Genomic DNA, 12,669 nt, shown 5'->3' with positions numbered 1-12,669 from the left:
GGTGCTCCATTTGTCAACGGCGAGGATCCGCATGCCCATCGAGCCATCTCCGGGAGCGGCGCGTGCTCCGCGCGCCGATGCCCGGCGCAACCGCGACCGCGTCCTCGAAGCGGCGGCCGAGGTCGTCGCCGAACAGGGCACCCAGGCCTCGCTGCGGGACGTCGCCCGCCGGGCCGAGGTCGGACTCGGCACGCTCTACCGGCACTTCCCGACCAGAGAGGCCCTGTTGGAGACCTTGCTGCGCCGCCGCTTCGAGCTGCTCGCCGAACGGGCCGACGTCCTGGCCGCCGCCGGGCCGCCCGAGCGCGCGCTGGCCGACTGGCTGTACGAGTTCACGCTCGGCGCCGGCGCCTACCAGGGCCTCCCGGCCACCCTGATGGCCACCCTGAGCGACGTCGAATCGCCCCTGCACGCCTCCTGCCTGATGATGCGTCAGGCCGGTGGCCGACTGCTGCGGGCCGCCCAGGAGACCGGTGACATCCGCGCGGACGTGGCCGCCGTCGACCTGTTCGCCCTGGTCAACGCGCTCGGATGGATCGCCGACCAGGCTCCGGGTCTCGCCGAGCGCCGGGAGCACCTCTTCCGCCTGGTGATGGACGGTCTGCGGCCCAGGGGGTAACGCGAGGCGCGGCCGGCGGCGGGGGTGGCCCGCCGTGCCGGGCTGTCGCGGGGTGGTCGAGTCCGTGGGCGAATCACGGGATGTCCGGCTCGGCCGGCCGTGCCGGGAAAGCGGGGCGGCGTCGGTTTCCGGACCTGAATCCGCCCATTCCGCCGATTGTGATGATCCGGCCAATCGGGGGGCGGATTTCGGTCGGGGCCCGTGTGCCGGATTGCCGGACAACGCGGATCTGCCGGATCGTCGTTGGTGTAAGGACGAAGTGAGGAAAGGTGATGTCCGCACCACAGCGGGGCGTCGACATGTTCGTTCGGCGCGGGGCCACCGTGGCGGCGGCGAACCGAACTCCCGGTCCGACAGCCGAAGCAAGGGGAAACCTGTGATCTCCAGGACGAAGACGATCGTGCGTTCCATGGCCGTGGCGTTCGCCGCGGCCACCACGCTCACCGTGGCGGTGCCGAGTGGCAACGCCTTCGCCATCGACCACATCGCCTGCCGCGGCGGGGAGGACTTCCTGAAGATCTGGTCGCACGACGGCGGGCGGGACAGCGTGGACTGCTACGCCAACCGCGGGAGGACCTCCTTCGGCGGATGGTGGGTCGACAAGATCTCCACGGGGAACAACGACCTGATCTACTACGACGCCAACGGTGACTCGGTGAAGATCGAACGGTGGCACGAGATCACCTTCCCGAACCGTCCGCCGAAGGTCGATTCCATCGAAATTCTGTGACGGATCAGCGGATCAGCGGGTCGGTGGACTCTGTTCGAACTGTCCGGCGATTCACCGCCTCGGGGCAGCGCCGGGTATTCCGAATTCCATATAGGCGTTCGATTGTCGTGACGTGAACGCCGATCGCATCCGGTCCACTGATGCCGGCCGCTCCTTTCCGGGGTGGCCGGCATCGGCGTTCTTGTCGGTCGGGTGTTCGTTCATCGTGCTCGGATGCTCGGACGGGCGGCGGCTCGTCACCGGGGAACGGGCCCGGCCCGGTCCGCGGCCGACGGCTCCTCGGTCGTCCGCCCCTCGGTCGTCCGCCCCTCGGCCCAGGTGAGAGTGGAGACGAGGGAGCGGAAGGCGGTCCGGTAGGTACGCGGGCTGGTGCCCGTGTGGTGCAGGAAGTGGTGGCGCAGGTTGGCGGGCGTGCCCAGCCCGGTGCGGGCGGCGATGCGTTCGACCGGTTCGTCGCCGCGCTCCAGCAGGCGCTGGGCCCGCTGGACGCGGGCGCGGAGCAGGTACTGGAGCGGGGGCAGTCCCGTCTCGGCCCGGAAGCGCCTGGTCAGGCCGCGGACGGTCAGGCCCGCGTGGTCGGCGAGGTCCTGCACGGTCAGCGGGCGGTCGAGGTGGGCCTCCAGCCACCGGATCGTGGGGCCGAGGCGCGTGCCGCCCCGGCCCGCCGTGCCGACGGCGGACGCGGTGCCGGTGACGGACGCGACGCCGGCGGCGACCGGGTCGGCGGGATCGGCGGCTCCGGCGGGTTCATGGAGCTGGAGGAAGACCTGCCGCTCCGTCTCCACGGCGACCGCCTCGCCGTGGTCCAGCGTGATCAGCCGCAGACAGAGGTCGACGCCGCCGAGCACCCCCGCCGCGCTGAAGAACGGCGCCGCGTCCACGACCGAACCCTCCGGGTCGACCTCGACCCGGGGGTGGCGCCCCGCCAGTTCCGCGGTGTACCGCCGGGCCGTCGCGGCCCGTCGGCCGTCGAGCAGCCCGGTGGCGGCGAGGGTGAACGTTCCCGTGCCGACCGCGCCGATCCGGCTGCCCCGGCCCGCGGCGGCCCGCAGCGCGTCGACGACCCCGGGCGGCGGCTCGTCGCGGAAGCCGTCGTGACCGGGGAGCAGCACGGTGTCCGCGTCCGCCAGCCCCTCCAGGCCCCAGGGCGTGTCGAGCCGGAAGGGCGCCGGCGCACCCGTCGCGCGGAAGCCGGGGCCCGCGCAGTACCGCACCTCGTACCCGACGTGCGGGTGGTGCCGCGCGGCGGTGCCGAAGGAGACCCCCGGTCCGGTGAGCTGATGGCCCGGTACTCCGTCGAGGGCGAGGACTGCGATCACTGGCATGTCCGGAATTTAGCCGAGGGTGACATCGGGGCCGCTGTTCCGGGCGCGGGCCGGTGCGCAGGATGGGCGGTACGCGGCGCCGGAAGCGAGGGACGCCCGGCCGCCACCACGGGTGGGGTCGTACGTCCCCGCTGTCCGGCCGTGTCGAAGCGCCGTTTCGCGCGGCCGGGGTACCCCGGGTACCCCGGCGTACCTCTCATGCCTCCGAAGGAAGGGACCTTCCGTGTTCACCATCAGCTCTACGGCGCGCCGGGTGGCGCGTGCCGCCACTGTCGCCCTGGCCGCGACGGTCTGTGCCACCGCCATGACCGGCAGTGCCGGTGCCATCGTCAACGGGCAGGACGCCACCGGGCGTTACCCGTTCATGGCCTCCATCCCGATGACGGCTCCGACGGCGGGTCTGCTCGACGGCGTCTGCGGCGCGACCCTGATCCACCCGCGGTGGGTGCTGACGGCGGGCCACTGCGTCGACACCCGCCCCGAGGTCGGTGTGGTCCTGGACGGGACCGTCCGCATCGGCTCGGACCACCGCACGTCCGGCGGCACCGTCCGCGCCATCGAACGGACGATCACCCACCCCGGCTACGCGATCGGCGCGGGCGGGGGCGGCGCCAACAAGGACGATCTCGCGCTGATCCGGCTGGACCGGCCGGTGACCGAGCAGCCCGTCCGGATCGCCGACCGGGCGGCCCGGCCCGGTACCCCGACCAGGCTGCTCGGCTTCGGCAGCGTCAATGACGTGGACGTCCCGCAGAAGGCCCGGTTCGCCGACCGGCTCCAGCAACTGGAGACCCGCCGGGGAGCCGTCGACGAGTGCGCCCCCGGCCGCGCGGGGTGGCTGCGTCTCTGCACGGTCAGCCAGGTGCCGGGCGCCATGGCCTGCTTCGGGGACTCGGGCGGCCCGCAGCTCCAGAAGGGCAGGGGCGGACGCTGGGAGCTGGTCGGTGCCACCTCGGGCGACGGGGACACCGACCCGACCTGTTCGACGGGCCCCGGCCTCTACAGCAGCGTGCCCGCGTACGCGAGCTGGATCTGGGAGACGATCCACCAGGACGACTGACGGTGGGTCGCGCCCCGGTCCTGCCCCGGTCTTCCGGTGGGACCGGGGCCCTGATGCCGCTTTCGACTACATTCCGGGTATGTCGGTCATCGCCATTCTCGTACTCGACGGGCTGCCCGGACACCACCTCACCACCCCGGGGCTGGTGTTCGGGACGGCCGCGCGCGAGCACCCGGGCGTCGCCTACGAGGTGCGGCTGTGCGCCGGCCCGGGCCCGCTGGGCATCGGGCTGCCGGCGCCGCTGCCCATCGCCGTCCCGCACGGGCTGGAGGACCTCGCCGACGCCGATGTCGTCCTGGTGCCCGGTCACGACGGACCCCGGGCGCAGCCGCCGCCCGGGGTCGTCGACGCGCTGCGGGGCGCCGCGGCCCGGGGTGCTCGGATCGGCGCGGTCGGCACGGGGGTGTTCACGCTCGCCGCCACCGGGTTGCTCGACGGCCGGCGGGCGACCACCGGCTGGCGCCACACCGAGGAACTCGCGCGGCTGCACCCCCGGATCGAGGTCGACCCGGCCGGGTCGGTCGTGACCGACGGCCCATTCCTCACCTCGGCCGGGATCTTCGGCGGGATGGACGTCTGCCTGCGCCTGCTGGCACAGGACCACGGCGAGCGGACGGCCGGTGAGACGTCCAGGGAGCTCCTCACACCCCTGCTCCGGCACGCGGACCGCGTCCAGGAGGACATCGACCGCGAACGCGCGGGCAGCGCGGGCATCGAGCCGACGCTGCGCTGGCTGAAGGCCCGGCTCCACCTCCCGCTGACCCCCGCCGACATCGCCGCGCACGCCGGGATCAGCGTCAGCAGCCTCAACCGCCGCTTCCGTGCCCGGGCCGGCGTCAGCCCGCCGCGGTACCTGCTGCGCCTGCGGCTGGACCGGGCCCGCGAGCTGCTCCTGGACACCGACGAGCCGGTGGAGCGGGTGGCGGCCCTCTCCGGGTTCACGTCGGCCGCGAGCCTGCGGCGGCACTTCTCCCGGCAGACCGGCACCACGCCCCGCGCCTACCGCGCGCGGCACCGGCCGGCCACGTCCCCGGCGGGGTGACTCGGGGGGAGGCACGTCTTCGGTCGGGAGTCACCGGCCCGGGATCGGCAGGGGCAGTCGCGGAGCCAGTACGGGTAGCCACTCCCGCTCCTTGCACAGCGGTGCCGGGGCACGGTCCGTGCGGGGCATCCGGACGGCCAACTCGCCTCCCAGGCGCCACATGCGGGCGTCCCAGCCGCCCTCCACCCGGCAGAGGTCCAGGTTCGCGAGGTCCGGATGCTGCTCCTGGAGCAGTGTGCGCACCAAGGTCTCGTCGATCACGAAGTCGGCCATGCAGGGAGCCCCCCGTTCTGTTGCGGCGAACCGTCAGTGTGCTCCGCTCAGCGCCGTCCCGGCTTCCCCGTTCGGGTGGTGACGGGTGGATTCCCTGGCGTTCAGGGCGGGTTGGGGGTTAGCGTGCGGCTATGACCGAGCTTGTCCGCCGTCGTCACGTCGACTACGGCCGTCTGTCCAGCGCGAGTTGTCCGCTCGGTCGCTGACGCACGGTTCTCCGCACGCCGTTCCCGCGCGCCTCTGTTGTGCGCCTCTCCGTGCCCGTGCCGTCGCCGTCCGGTCCCGGCCGGGACCCGACATCACCCTGGGCGCCGAAGCCTTCGTTCGCCGCGCCCGTCCGCGTGCCGTCCTTGACCTCCTCCACCGCCGACACCCTGCCCTCGAAGGGGACAGCCATGACCGAACCCGGCACCGCCACCGAGCACTACCTCCGCAACAACGCCGCCTACGCGGTCGACTTCCAGGGGCCGCTGCCGCTGCCGCCGGCCCGCCAGAGCGCCGTCCTGGCCTGCATGGACGCCCGTCTCGACGTCTACGCGGCGCTCGGGCTCGACGAGGGCGACTCGCACGTGATCCGCAACGCCGGCGGGGTTGCCACCGACGACGCGATCCGGTCGCTGGCGATCAGTCAGCGGCTGCTGGGGACAAGGGAGATCATCCTGATCCACCACACCGACTGCGGGATGCTGACGTTCGGCGACGACGCCTTCCGCGAGTCGATCCGGGAGGAGACGGGCATCAAGCCGCCGTGGGCGGCGGAGGCCTTCGCCGACCTGGAGGCGGACGTCCGGCAGTCCGCCGCCCGGATCCGGAACAGCCCGTTCGTCCCGAAGACCGACGCCCTGCGCGGCTTCGTCTTCGACATCGCGACCGGCAAGCTGGACGAGGTCGTGCTGTAACGGGGTGAGCCGTTCCCCGGCGCCCCGCGCCCGCCCGGGCCGGGGCGCCGGGGACGGGCGTTCACGTCGGATGCCCGACCTGCCAAGGGCCTTGGCGTTCTCGGATCCTCGGCGCGGCACTACAGTGGGACGATGATCCCCCAGCCGGAAGGCCTGCCGCGACGGATCGGCGAAGGCGACCGTGACGCGGGCGTGCGGCGTCTTCAGGAGGCCTACGCCGAGGGGCACCTCTCGCACGAGGAGATGGACGCGGGCCTCCACCGGGCACTCACCGCCACCACGCACGGTGAACTCGTCGCGGCCCTGCGCGTGCTCCCGGCGGAGCCCGCGGACACCACGTCCACGATCGGTGCCGTCAGTGGGCGGATCCAGCGGCGTGGAGTGTGGCGGGTGCCGCGGTTCCTCAAGGTCGAATCCGCACTCGGCCGGGTGCGTCTGGACCTCTCCCGGGCGGTGATCGAGCACGCGGTGGTCGACATCGAGCTGCACGTCGGCACCGGCAGTGCCAGGATCACCGTGCCCCGGGACGCGACCGTCGAGTTCGAGGCGCTGCGCGCCGGGTGGAAGGACACCCGGTACCGGCCCCGGCGGCGCTCCGGCGCCGGCGGGCCGACGATCCGGATCTCCGGGGCCATGGGCATGGGACGGTTGAAGATCCGCCACGCTCGGCGCTGAGGTCCCGTCCGCCCCCGTTCGCCCCCGGGAGGCCGGTGGCGACAGGGGACGGCCGCGGCGGGCAGGATGGGCGGGTGGACAAGGTGACCATCAGCGACGAGGACCGCCGGCTTCTCGGATCCTGGGCGGCCGACTGCGCCGAGCGCGTGCTGCCGCTGTTCGAGGCGAAGGCCCCGGCCGACGCCCGCCCCCGTGAGGCCGTCGAGGGCATCCGGGTCTTCACCCGCGACGGGAGGCGGACGGCCGCGCTGCGTTCGGTCGCCGTCGCGGCCCTCGCGGCCGCCCGGGAGGTCGGCGACCCGGTCGCCACGGCGGCCGCCCGCGCCGCGGGCTACGCGGCGGCGAGCCCCTACATCCACCCGATCGCCACCCCGCACCAGGCGAAGCACGCGCTCGCGCCGGCGATGTACGCGGCGCTGGCCCGGGAGCTGGCGGCGGACGGCGATCCCGGCGTGGGGGACGAGGAACTCCGCCGGGCGATCGACCACGCGCCGCGGGCGGTCGCGGACATCGTGCGGCAGATGCCGGTCTTCGTCCCCGGCCGCAGCAGGCTGGACGCGTTCCGCGACCGGCTCGAAACCGCGCTGCGGGGCTGAGCGGGCAAGCGGCGGGGCTGAGCGGACAGGCGTCGGCGCCGAGCGGGCCAGCGGCGGGGCTGGGCGGGCACGCGGCCGGGTCGAGTGGTGGTCCTGCGGGCCGCCGCTTCCGCCTCCGCTGACGCGGGCTCGGATCGCCCCCGCTGAAAGGGGGTTGGGGACCGGGGCTCCCGGGGGCTCCGGCGCCCCGCAAACCTCCACACCCGCCCCTGTGACGCAGATCACTCCGGATGCAGAACCCGCGCGCCGGATCCGTCGTCTGGCTGGTGTGAGATCACGCAGGAGAGCACTGGACCAGCTGGACGAGGAACGCCTCCTCCGGCTGGTCGCCAAGGGTGACCGCGCGGCGTTCGACGAGCTGTACCGGCGCACGTCGCCGTGGCTGGCGGTGCGGCTGCGCCGTCGCTGCGCGGACGAGCAGATCGTCGCCGAGGTCATGCAGGAGACCTATCTGGCGGTGTGGCGCGCGGCCGGCGCGTTCGCCGGGAGCGCGGTCGGCGGGTCGGCCGTCGGGTGGCTGTGGACGATCGCGGCGCGTCGCCTCGTCGACGCGTTCCGGCGCCGCGCCCACCACGCCGAGCCGCCGGTCGCCGCCGCCGGGGCGGCGGTGGTGCCCGCGGCGGAGGAGGAGGTGCTCGCCCGGACCGTCGGCGGCGACGTCGGCGACGCCCTCCGGCAACTGGCGCCGGAACTGCGACAGGTCCTCCAGGCCATGGTGCTCGACGGGCTCTCCGTCCGGGAGACGGCCGTCCTGCTCAGACTCCCGGAAGGCACGGTCAAGACCCGCGCCCGACGGGCCCGGATCGCGATGCGGAAGGCGATGGCATGAGCGCGGATCATGCGTCGACGCGGTTGATCGACGACTACGCACGGGGTGACGCGGCGATGGCCGCGGACACGGTGTGGGCCCTGGAGGCCCATCTGGAGACCTGCGCGACGTGCCGCGGCCGCCTGGCGGCCGCCGTGGCGACCGGGGCACCCGGCATCGCCGCGCTCGTCGACACCGTCCGGGCCGGCCTGGAGCCGCGGCTGGTCGCCGCCGGCAGGGCGCCCGCGCGACGGTTCCGCCCGAGGTGGGTGTCGGCCTGGATGACACCGGCGATGACCCCGTGGCTGGTCATGACCGTCACGGTGGTCCTGCTGGCGCTGCTGCTGGACGTGGCCGGCCCGCCGTCGCTCCTCGGCGACGCCTCGCCCGTGCTGCTGGTCGCGCCGGTGCTGCCGCTGTGCGGTGTCGCCGCCTCGTGGTCGCGCGGCCTGGACCCGGTGTACGAACTGACGGCCTCGACCGCCCTGGCCGGTCTGCCGCTGGTGCTCAGACGCACCACGGCGGTCCTCCTGGTGGCCCTGCCCGGGCTCCTGCTGGAGGGATGGCTGACCGGCGCCATGACGGCCGCGCAGTGGCTGCTGCCCTCGCTGGCCTTCACCTCCACCGCCCTGGCGCTGGGCAGCGTGGTCGGCGTGACCCGCGCCGCCGCCGCGCTGGTGGCCCTCTGGGGGGTGGTCGTCGTCGGACCGGCCTGGTCCAGCGGCCACGCCCCCCTCGTCCTGGAGGCGGACCGGCTGCCCTTCTGGGGATTGCTCCTCGCCCTGGGCGTCGCCGCCGTGATCGCCCGCAGAAACACCTACTCGACGCTGTGAAACCGTTGTTGACCCTCGGAAGGACCCACCGCATGACACCCACGACGAGCGTGGTCGACACCGCGCCGAAGACCTACGCCTGGGAGGTCCGGGCCACCGGACTGAGCGTCCGGGCCGGGCGGAAGACGGCCGTGGACGGGCTCGACCTCTCCCTCGGCCTCGGTACGCACGGCCTGCTCGGGCCCAACGGGGCGGGCAAGACCACCCTGATCCGGGCCCTGGCCACCGTGCTGCGCCCCGCCGGGGGCGAACTGGAACTGCTCGGCGACTCCGTGGGCCGGATCGGCGACCACCGGGCGCTGCGCCGCCGGATCGGCTACCTGCCGCAGGAGTTCGGCTACTACAAGCGCTTCACGGTGCGCGAGTTCGTCGAGTACATGGCCTGGTTGAAGGAGGTCCCGAAGGCGGACATCCCCGGGGCCGTCCAGCGGGCGGTGGAACGGGTGGGCCTGGCGGACCGCGCCGACCACCGGATGAAGACGCTGTCCGGCGGCATGGTCCGGCGGGTCGGCATCGCCCAGGCCATCGTCAACGACCCCGTGCTGTTGCTGCTGGACGAGCCGACGGTCGGCCTGGACCCGGCGCAGCGGCTGCGCTTCCGCGAGCTGTTGCAGGAACTGGGCCGCGACACCTGCGTGGTCGTCTCCACCCACCTGGTCGAGGACGTCGCGGCGGCCTGCACCGACGTGGTGCTCTTCGCCGACGGCCGGCTCGTCTTCCAGGGCACGCCGGAGGTGCTGGCCGCCGCGGGCGGCCCCGAGTACCCGGGCGACAGCCCCCTGGAGCGCGGCTACTCGGCGCTGCTCAGCCACTCCGAGCGGCCCGGGGGCACCTGGTGAACGCCCGTGTGCTGCGGACCGAGCTCAGGCGCTCGGCCGCCCCGTGGGGCGGCGTCCTCATCCTGGGAGCCAGCCTGGCGGTCTTCTGTCTGATCGACGGGATCTGGTGGCAGGGGGCCACGGGGTGGACGGCCCAGTGGACCTCGATGGCCCTGTGGACCCGGTCCCTGCTGGGCTTCTGGTGGCCGCTCGTGGTGGGCCTCGGGGCGCTGTACGGGCTGCGCGACTCCCGCTCGCGGATGAGTGAACTGCTGATGACCACGCCGCGGCCGGCCTGGCGCCGGGCGGCGCTGCCGGCCGGCGCGATGGCGTTCGCGCTGGCGGTGGGCTTCGGCCTCCTCGTCCTCGTGGGCGGGGTCCAGGTGGTCCTGGGCGGCACCACCTACCTCCCGCTCGGCTGGCTGCCCATCTCCCTGGTGGCGATGCTGGCGCTGGTCGCCGGCGCGGTGTTCGGGATGGGCGTCGCGCGGGCCCTGCCCTTCGCGCTCACCCCGCCGGCCCTGGTGGTGGCCGTCCTCATGACGGCGGGTCTCCTGCTGCGGCCGAACGCCGAGGGGGAACGGCCCTCCAGCCGCGCGCCGAACCTGCTCGCCCAGCTGTCCCCGGTGACCGCGGAGCCGCGTGAGCTGCTGCTGACCCTGTCCGGCTCCGCGCACCTCGGCCAGACGCTCTGGCTGCTCGGTCTGCTGGGCACCGGCTTCGCGCTGCTGGTGGCCGCGACCCGCCGGGCGCGTCTGCTCGCGGTGGTTCCCGTCCTGGCCGGCGCGGCGCTGGCCCTGCTGGTCCTGCCGGCCCAGCCGCGCGACACCTATGTCGTCGACCGGGCCGGCGCGGCGCTGGTCTGCGACGGCCCGGTGTGCGTGACGACGGCGAACCGGCACCGCCTGCCCGCGCTCGCGCCGTCCGGCAAGGAGGCCCTGCGCGTGCTGCGCGACGCCCTGGGGGACAAGGCACCGGCCTCGGTGCGGGAGGACACCTCGCTGCGCGCGCTCGGCGCTCACCGCCGGCTCTCCGACGACGTGCTGCTGGTGGACTTCGACGAAACGCTGATGGGCGACGCGGACGGCACGCGACTGACCCGCGTCCTGGTCTCCCAGGGCCTGGCCCCGAACTGTTCCGGGCACAACTCCCGCGAGGGCGGGGGACTGGGCGACATCGCCGCCCAGAGCCTCGCCGCGAGCTGGGCGCTCGGCGACACCCGCATCGAACCGCTGGAGCCGAGGGAGGCCGACCAGTACGCGCGCACGGCATGGGAGCGGGCCGACGCCGCCTGGGAGAAGCTGACGGCGCTGCCGCCGGCCGAGCAGCGCGCGTGGATCGCCGAGCTGCGCGCGGCCGCGATCTCCTGCGCGCCGGGCGATCCGTTCGCGGCACTGCTGGGGGAGGCGGCCCGATGAGGTGGCTGGTGCTGTACGGACGCTCACGGCAGGTGCCGGCCTCGGCCGCCGCGTGCGCGCTCACCGTCCTGGCCCTGTGGTCCCTCGCCCCGGGCAGCGGCGAGGGCCCGGTGGACCTGGCGACCGTGGTCCTGGTGCTCACCGCGAACGTGGCGGCCGCCGGGCTGGGGCTCGGCGGGCAGGACGTCATGCTGGACCGCACGGCCGCGATCCGGTGGGTGACCCGCCGGGCCGCGCACGTCCTGCTGATCGGCGCGGTCGCCGGTGCGGCGCTGCTGGCGGTCCAGGCGGCCGGTCCCGAGCTCGCCCCCGTCGCGCTGGTCGCCCGGGACAGCGCGGGTCTGGTGGGCCTGGCCGCGCTCGGGGCGACGGTGTTCGGGGCGCAGTTCGCGTGGACCCTGCCGACCGGTTGGCTCGGCCTGGTCCTCTTCGGCGCGGTGCCGGCGGGCACCGTGGGGGAGGTGACCGGCTGGATGCTCATGCCGCCCGGCACGGCGGCGGCCACCTGGACGGCGCTGACCCTGCTGGTCACCGGCACGGTGCTGTACGCCGTGGCGGGCCCGCGACGGTAGCGGCGACCCGCGCCGACCCGAGCGCCCCCGGCCCGCCCCGATCGAGGGGCGGGCCGGGGGCGCTGTCGAAGGTGCCGGCGGATTCCCGCGGCCGCTCGTCGAAATTGCCTTGGGCGGTGTGCGCGCCGGTGGTTAGCGTGGCCGGTATGACGGAGAATCCGGTACCCGCAGACTGGCGCGCGGCCAACCGCGCCAACTGGGACGAGCGTGTCCCGATCCACACCTCCGGCGCGTTCTACGACGTCCCCGGCTTCGTCGCCGGGAGGGAGGCGCTCCGGGGGTTCGAGCTGGCCGAGGTCGGCGATGTCGCCGGAAGGACCCTGGTCCACCTCCAGTGCCACATCGGCCTGGACACCCTGGCGTGGGCCCGGCGCGGGGCCACCGTCACCGGGCTGGACTTCTCCGAGCCGGCCGTCGCCGTGGCCGAGGGTCTCGCCAAGGAGATCGGCGCGAGCACGGCCCGCTTCGTCGCCGCCGACGTGTACGACGCCGTCGAGGTGCTCGACGCCCAGACCTTCGACATCGTCTACACCGGCCTGGGCGCGCTGTGCTGGCTGCCCGACATCGACCGCTGGGCGCGGACGGCGGCCGCGCTCGTCGCCCCGGGCGGCTTCCTCTACCTGGCCGAGTTCCACCCGTTCGCCGACATCCTGGCCGAGGACGGCCGGACGGTGGAGACCGACTACTTCCGGCGCGAGCCGATGGTCTGGGACGAGCCGGGCACCTATGCCGACCTGGGCGCGGCGACCACCGCGAACGTGACCGTCGAATGGCAGCACGGCATCGGCGAGGTCGTCAGCGCGCTGGTCGCCGCCGGTCTGCGGGTGGACTTCCTGCACGAGCACGACTTCACCCTGTTCCCCCGCTTCCCGGTCCTGGAGCAGGACGGCGGCGTCTACCGCTTCCCCGAGGGGCGGCCGCGCGTCCCGCTGATCTACTCGATCCGCGCGAGCAGGGCGGAGTAAGAGGGCGGTCCACCGGCGCCGGTCGGAGCGGGGACG

At 74.3% G+C, this 12,669-nt stretch carries 14 protein-coding genes and 1 pseudogene; 13 read left to right on the top strand and 2 right to left on the bottom strand.

Annotated features, from left to right (window positions below):
- The first annotated feature begins 31 nt into the window (after positions 1-31).
- Together ACIQTO_RS13265 and ACIQTO_RS13260 are read left to right on the top strand one after the other, a co-directional pair.
- Positions 32-619: a TetR/AcrR family transcriptional regulator gene (locus ACIQTO_RS13265; protein ID WP_402387110.1), complete on the top strand. Its 588-nt coding sequence runs from the start codon at positions 32-34 to the stop codon at positions 617-619.
- Positions 620-1,028: 409 nt separating this feature from the next.
- Complete coding sequence (locus ACIQTO_RS13260; protein ID WP_402387716.1) at positions 1,029-1,349, top strand: beta/gamma crystallin domain-containing protein; 321 nt, start codon at positions 1,029-1,031, stop codon at positions 1,347-1,349.
- 236 nt (positions 1,350-1,585) lie between these two features.
- Here the strand turns inward: ACIQTO_RS13260 and ACIQTO_RS13255 are convergent, their stop codons facing one another.
- Complete coding sequence (locus ACIQTO_RS13255) at positions 1,586-2,674, bottom strand: GlxA family transcriptional regulator (RefSeq protein WP_402387108.1); 1,089 nt, start codon at positions 2,672-2,674, stop codon at positions 1,586-1,588.
- A 223-nt stretch (positions 2,675-2,897) separates the two neighbouring features.
- Here ACIQTO_RS13255 and ACIQTO_RS13250 point away from each other — a divergent pair, with 223 nt between their 5' ends.
- Both ACIQTO_RS13250 and ACIQTO_RS13245 read left to right on the top strand, forming a co-directional pair.
- Complete coding sequence (locus ACIQTO_RS13250) at positions 2,898-3,734, top strand: S1 family peptidase (RefSeq protein WP_402387105.1); 837 nt, start codon at positions 2,898-2,900, stop codon at positions 3,732-3,734.
- A gap of 79 nt (positions 3,735-3,813) precedes the next feature.
- Positions 3,814-4,776 (top strand): GlxA family transcriptional regulator, encoded by a 963-nt coding sequence (locus ACIQTO_RS13245; RefSeq protein ID WP_402387102.1) that lies wholly within the window; start codon positions 3,814-3,816, stop codon positions 4,774-4,776.
- A 39-nt stretch (positions 4,777-4,815) separates the two neighbouring features.
- Here ACIQTO_RS13245 and ACIQTO_RS13240 read toward each other — a convergent pair.
- Positions 4,816-5,049, bottom strand: a pseudogene (locus ACIQTO_RS13240) (aminoglycoside phosphotransferase); the annotation flags it as partial.
- 395 nt (positions 5,050-5,444) lie between these two features.
- Between ACIQTO_RS13240 and ACIQTO_RS13235 the strand changes: the two are divergent.
- The 9 genes from ACIQTO_RS13235 to ACIQTO_RS13195 all read left to right on the top strand — a co-directional run bounded on the left by ACIQTO_RS13235 (position 5,445) and on the right by ACIQTO_RS13195 (position 12,633).
- On the top strand, positions 5,445-5,948 hold the full coding sequence (locus tag ACIQTO_RS13235; protein WP_402387100.1) for a beta-class carbonic anhydrase: 504 nt from the start codon (positions 5,445-5,447) through the stop codon (positions 5,946-5,948).
- 132 nt (positions 5,949-6,080) lie between these two features.
- Positions 6,081-6,623, top strand: coding sequence for a DUF1707 domain-containing protein (locus tag ACIQTO_RS13230; protein ID WP_402387097.1), 543 nt, complete (start codon positions 6,081-6,083; stop codon positions 6,621-6,623).
- 74 nt (positions 6,624-6,697) lie between these two features.
- Positions 6,698-7,219, top strand: coding sequence for a putative immunity protein (locus ACIQTO_RS13225; protein ID WP_402387094.1), 522 nt, complete (start codon positions 6,698-6,700; stop codon positions 7,217-7,219).
- 268 nt (positions 7,220-7,487) lie between these two features.
- Positions 7,488-8,048: an RNA polymerase sigma factor gene (locus ACIQTO_RS13220; RefSeq protein ID WP_402387091.1), complete on the top strand. Its 561-nt coding sequence runs from the start codon at positions 7,488-7,490 to the stop codon at positions 8,046-8,048.
- The gene (locus tag ACIQTO_RS13215) at positions 8,045-8,860 is read left to right on the top strand and encodes a zf-HC2 domain-containing protein (protein ID WP_402387089.1); all 816 of its coding nucleotides are present in this window, start codon (positions 8,045-8,047) and stop codon (positions 8,858-8,860) included. The genes ACIQTO_RS13220 and ACIQTO_RS13215 overlap by 4 nt, the downstream gene beginning before the upstream one ends.
- 32 nt (positions 8,861-8,892) lie before the next feature.
- Positions 8,893-9,699, top strand: a complete 807-nt coding sequence (locus ACIQTO_RS13210; RefSeq protein WP_402387086.1) for an ATP-binding cassette domain-containing protein — start codon at positions 8,893-8,895, stop codon at positions 9,697-9,699.
- A complete protein-coding gene (locus ACIQTO_RS13205) occupies positions 9,696-11,096 on the top strand; it encodes a hypothetical protein (protein ID WP_402387083.1) in 1,401 nt (466 codons plus the stop codon). The genes ACIQTO_RS13210 and ACIQTO_RS13205 overlap by 4 nt, the downstream gene beginning before the upstream one ends.
- Complete coding sequence (locus ACIQTO_RS13200; protein WP_402387080.1) at positions 11,093-11,668, top strand: hypothetical protein; 576 nt, start codon at positions 11,093-11,095, stop codon at positions 11,666-11,668. The genes ACIQTO_RS13205 and ACIQTO_RS13200 overlap by 4 nt, the downstream gene beginning before the upstream one ends.
- 146 nt (positions 11,669-11,814) lie before the next feature.
- Positions 11,815-12,633: a class I SAM-dependent methyltransferase gene (locus tag ACIQTO_RS13195; protein WP_402387077.1), complete on the top strand. Its 819-nt coding sequence runs from the start codon at positions 11,815-11,817 to the stop codon at positions 12,631-12,633.
- Positions 12,634-12,669: the final 36 nt, after the last annotated feature.

Source organism: Kitasatospora sp. NPDC091207, assembly GCF_044768625.1.
Taxonomy (GTDB): Bacteria; Actinomycetota; Actinomycetes; order Streptomycetales; family Streptomycetaceae; genus Kitasatospora.
This window is presented reverse-complemented; position numbering and strand designations above follow the sequence as displayed.

What these genes read in the sequence shown, in the direction of transcription:
- ACIQTO_RS13265 (WP_402387110.1), top strand. Translation starts at nt 32, where the DNA reads ATGCCCATCGAGCCATCTCCGGGAGCGGCGCGTGCTCCGCGCGCCGAT.
- ACIQTO_RS13260 (WP_402387716.1), top strand. Translation starts at nt 1,029, where the DNA reads ATGGCCGTGGCGTTCGCCGCGGCCACCACGCTCACCGTGGCGGTGCCG.
- ACIQTO_RS13255 (WP_402387108.1), bottom strand. Translation starts at nt 2,674, where the DNA reads ATGCCAGTGATCGCAGTCCTCGCCCTCGACGGAGTACCGGGCCATCAG.
- ACIQTO_RS13245 (WP_402387102.1), top strand. Translation starts at nt 3,814, where the DNA reads ATGTCGGTCATCGCCATTCTCGTACTCGACGGGCTGCCCGGACACCAC.
- ACIQTO_RS13235 (WP_402387100.1), top strand. Translation starts at nt 5,445, where the DNA reads ATGACCGAACCCGGCACCGCCACCGAGCACTACCTCCGCAACAACGCC.
- ACIQTO_RS13230 (WP_402387097.1), top strand. Translation starts at nt 6,081, where the DNA reads ATGATCCCCCAGCCGGAAGGCCTGCCGCGACGGATCGGCGAAGGCGAC.
- ACIQTO_RS13215 (WP_402387089.1), top strand. Translation starts at nt 8,045, where the DNA reads ATGAGCGCGGATCATGCGTCGACGCGGTTGATCGACGACTACGCACGG.
- ACIQTO_RS13210 (WP_402387086.1), top strand. Translation starts at nt 8,893, where the DNA reads ATGACACCCACGACGAGCGTGGTCGACACCGCGCCGAAGACCTACGCC.
- ACIQTO_RS13200 (WP_402387080.1), top strand. Translation starts at nt 11,093, where the DNA reads ATGAGGTGGCTGGTGCTGTACGGACGCTCACGGCAGGTGCCGGCCTCG.
- ACIQTO_RS13195 (WP_402387077.1), top strand. Translation starts at nt 11,815, where the DNA reads ATGACGGAGAATCCGGTACCCGCAGACTGGCGCGCGGCCAACCGCGCC.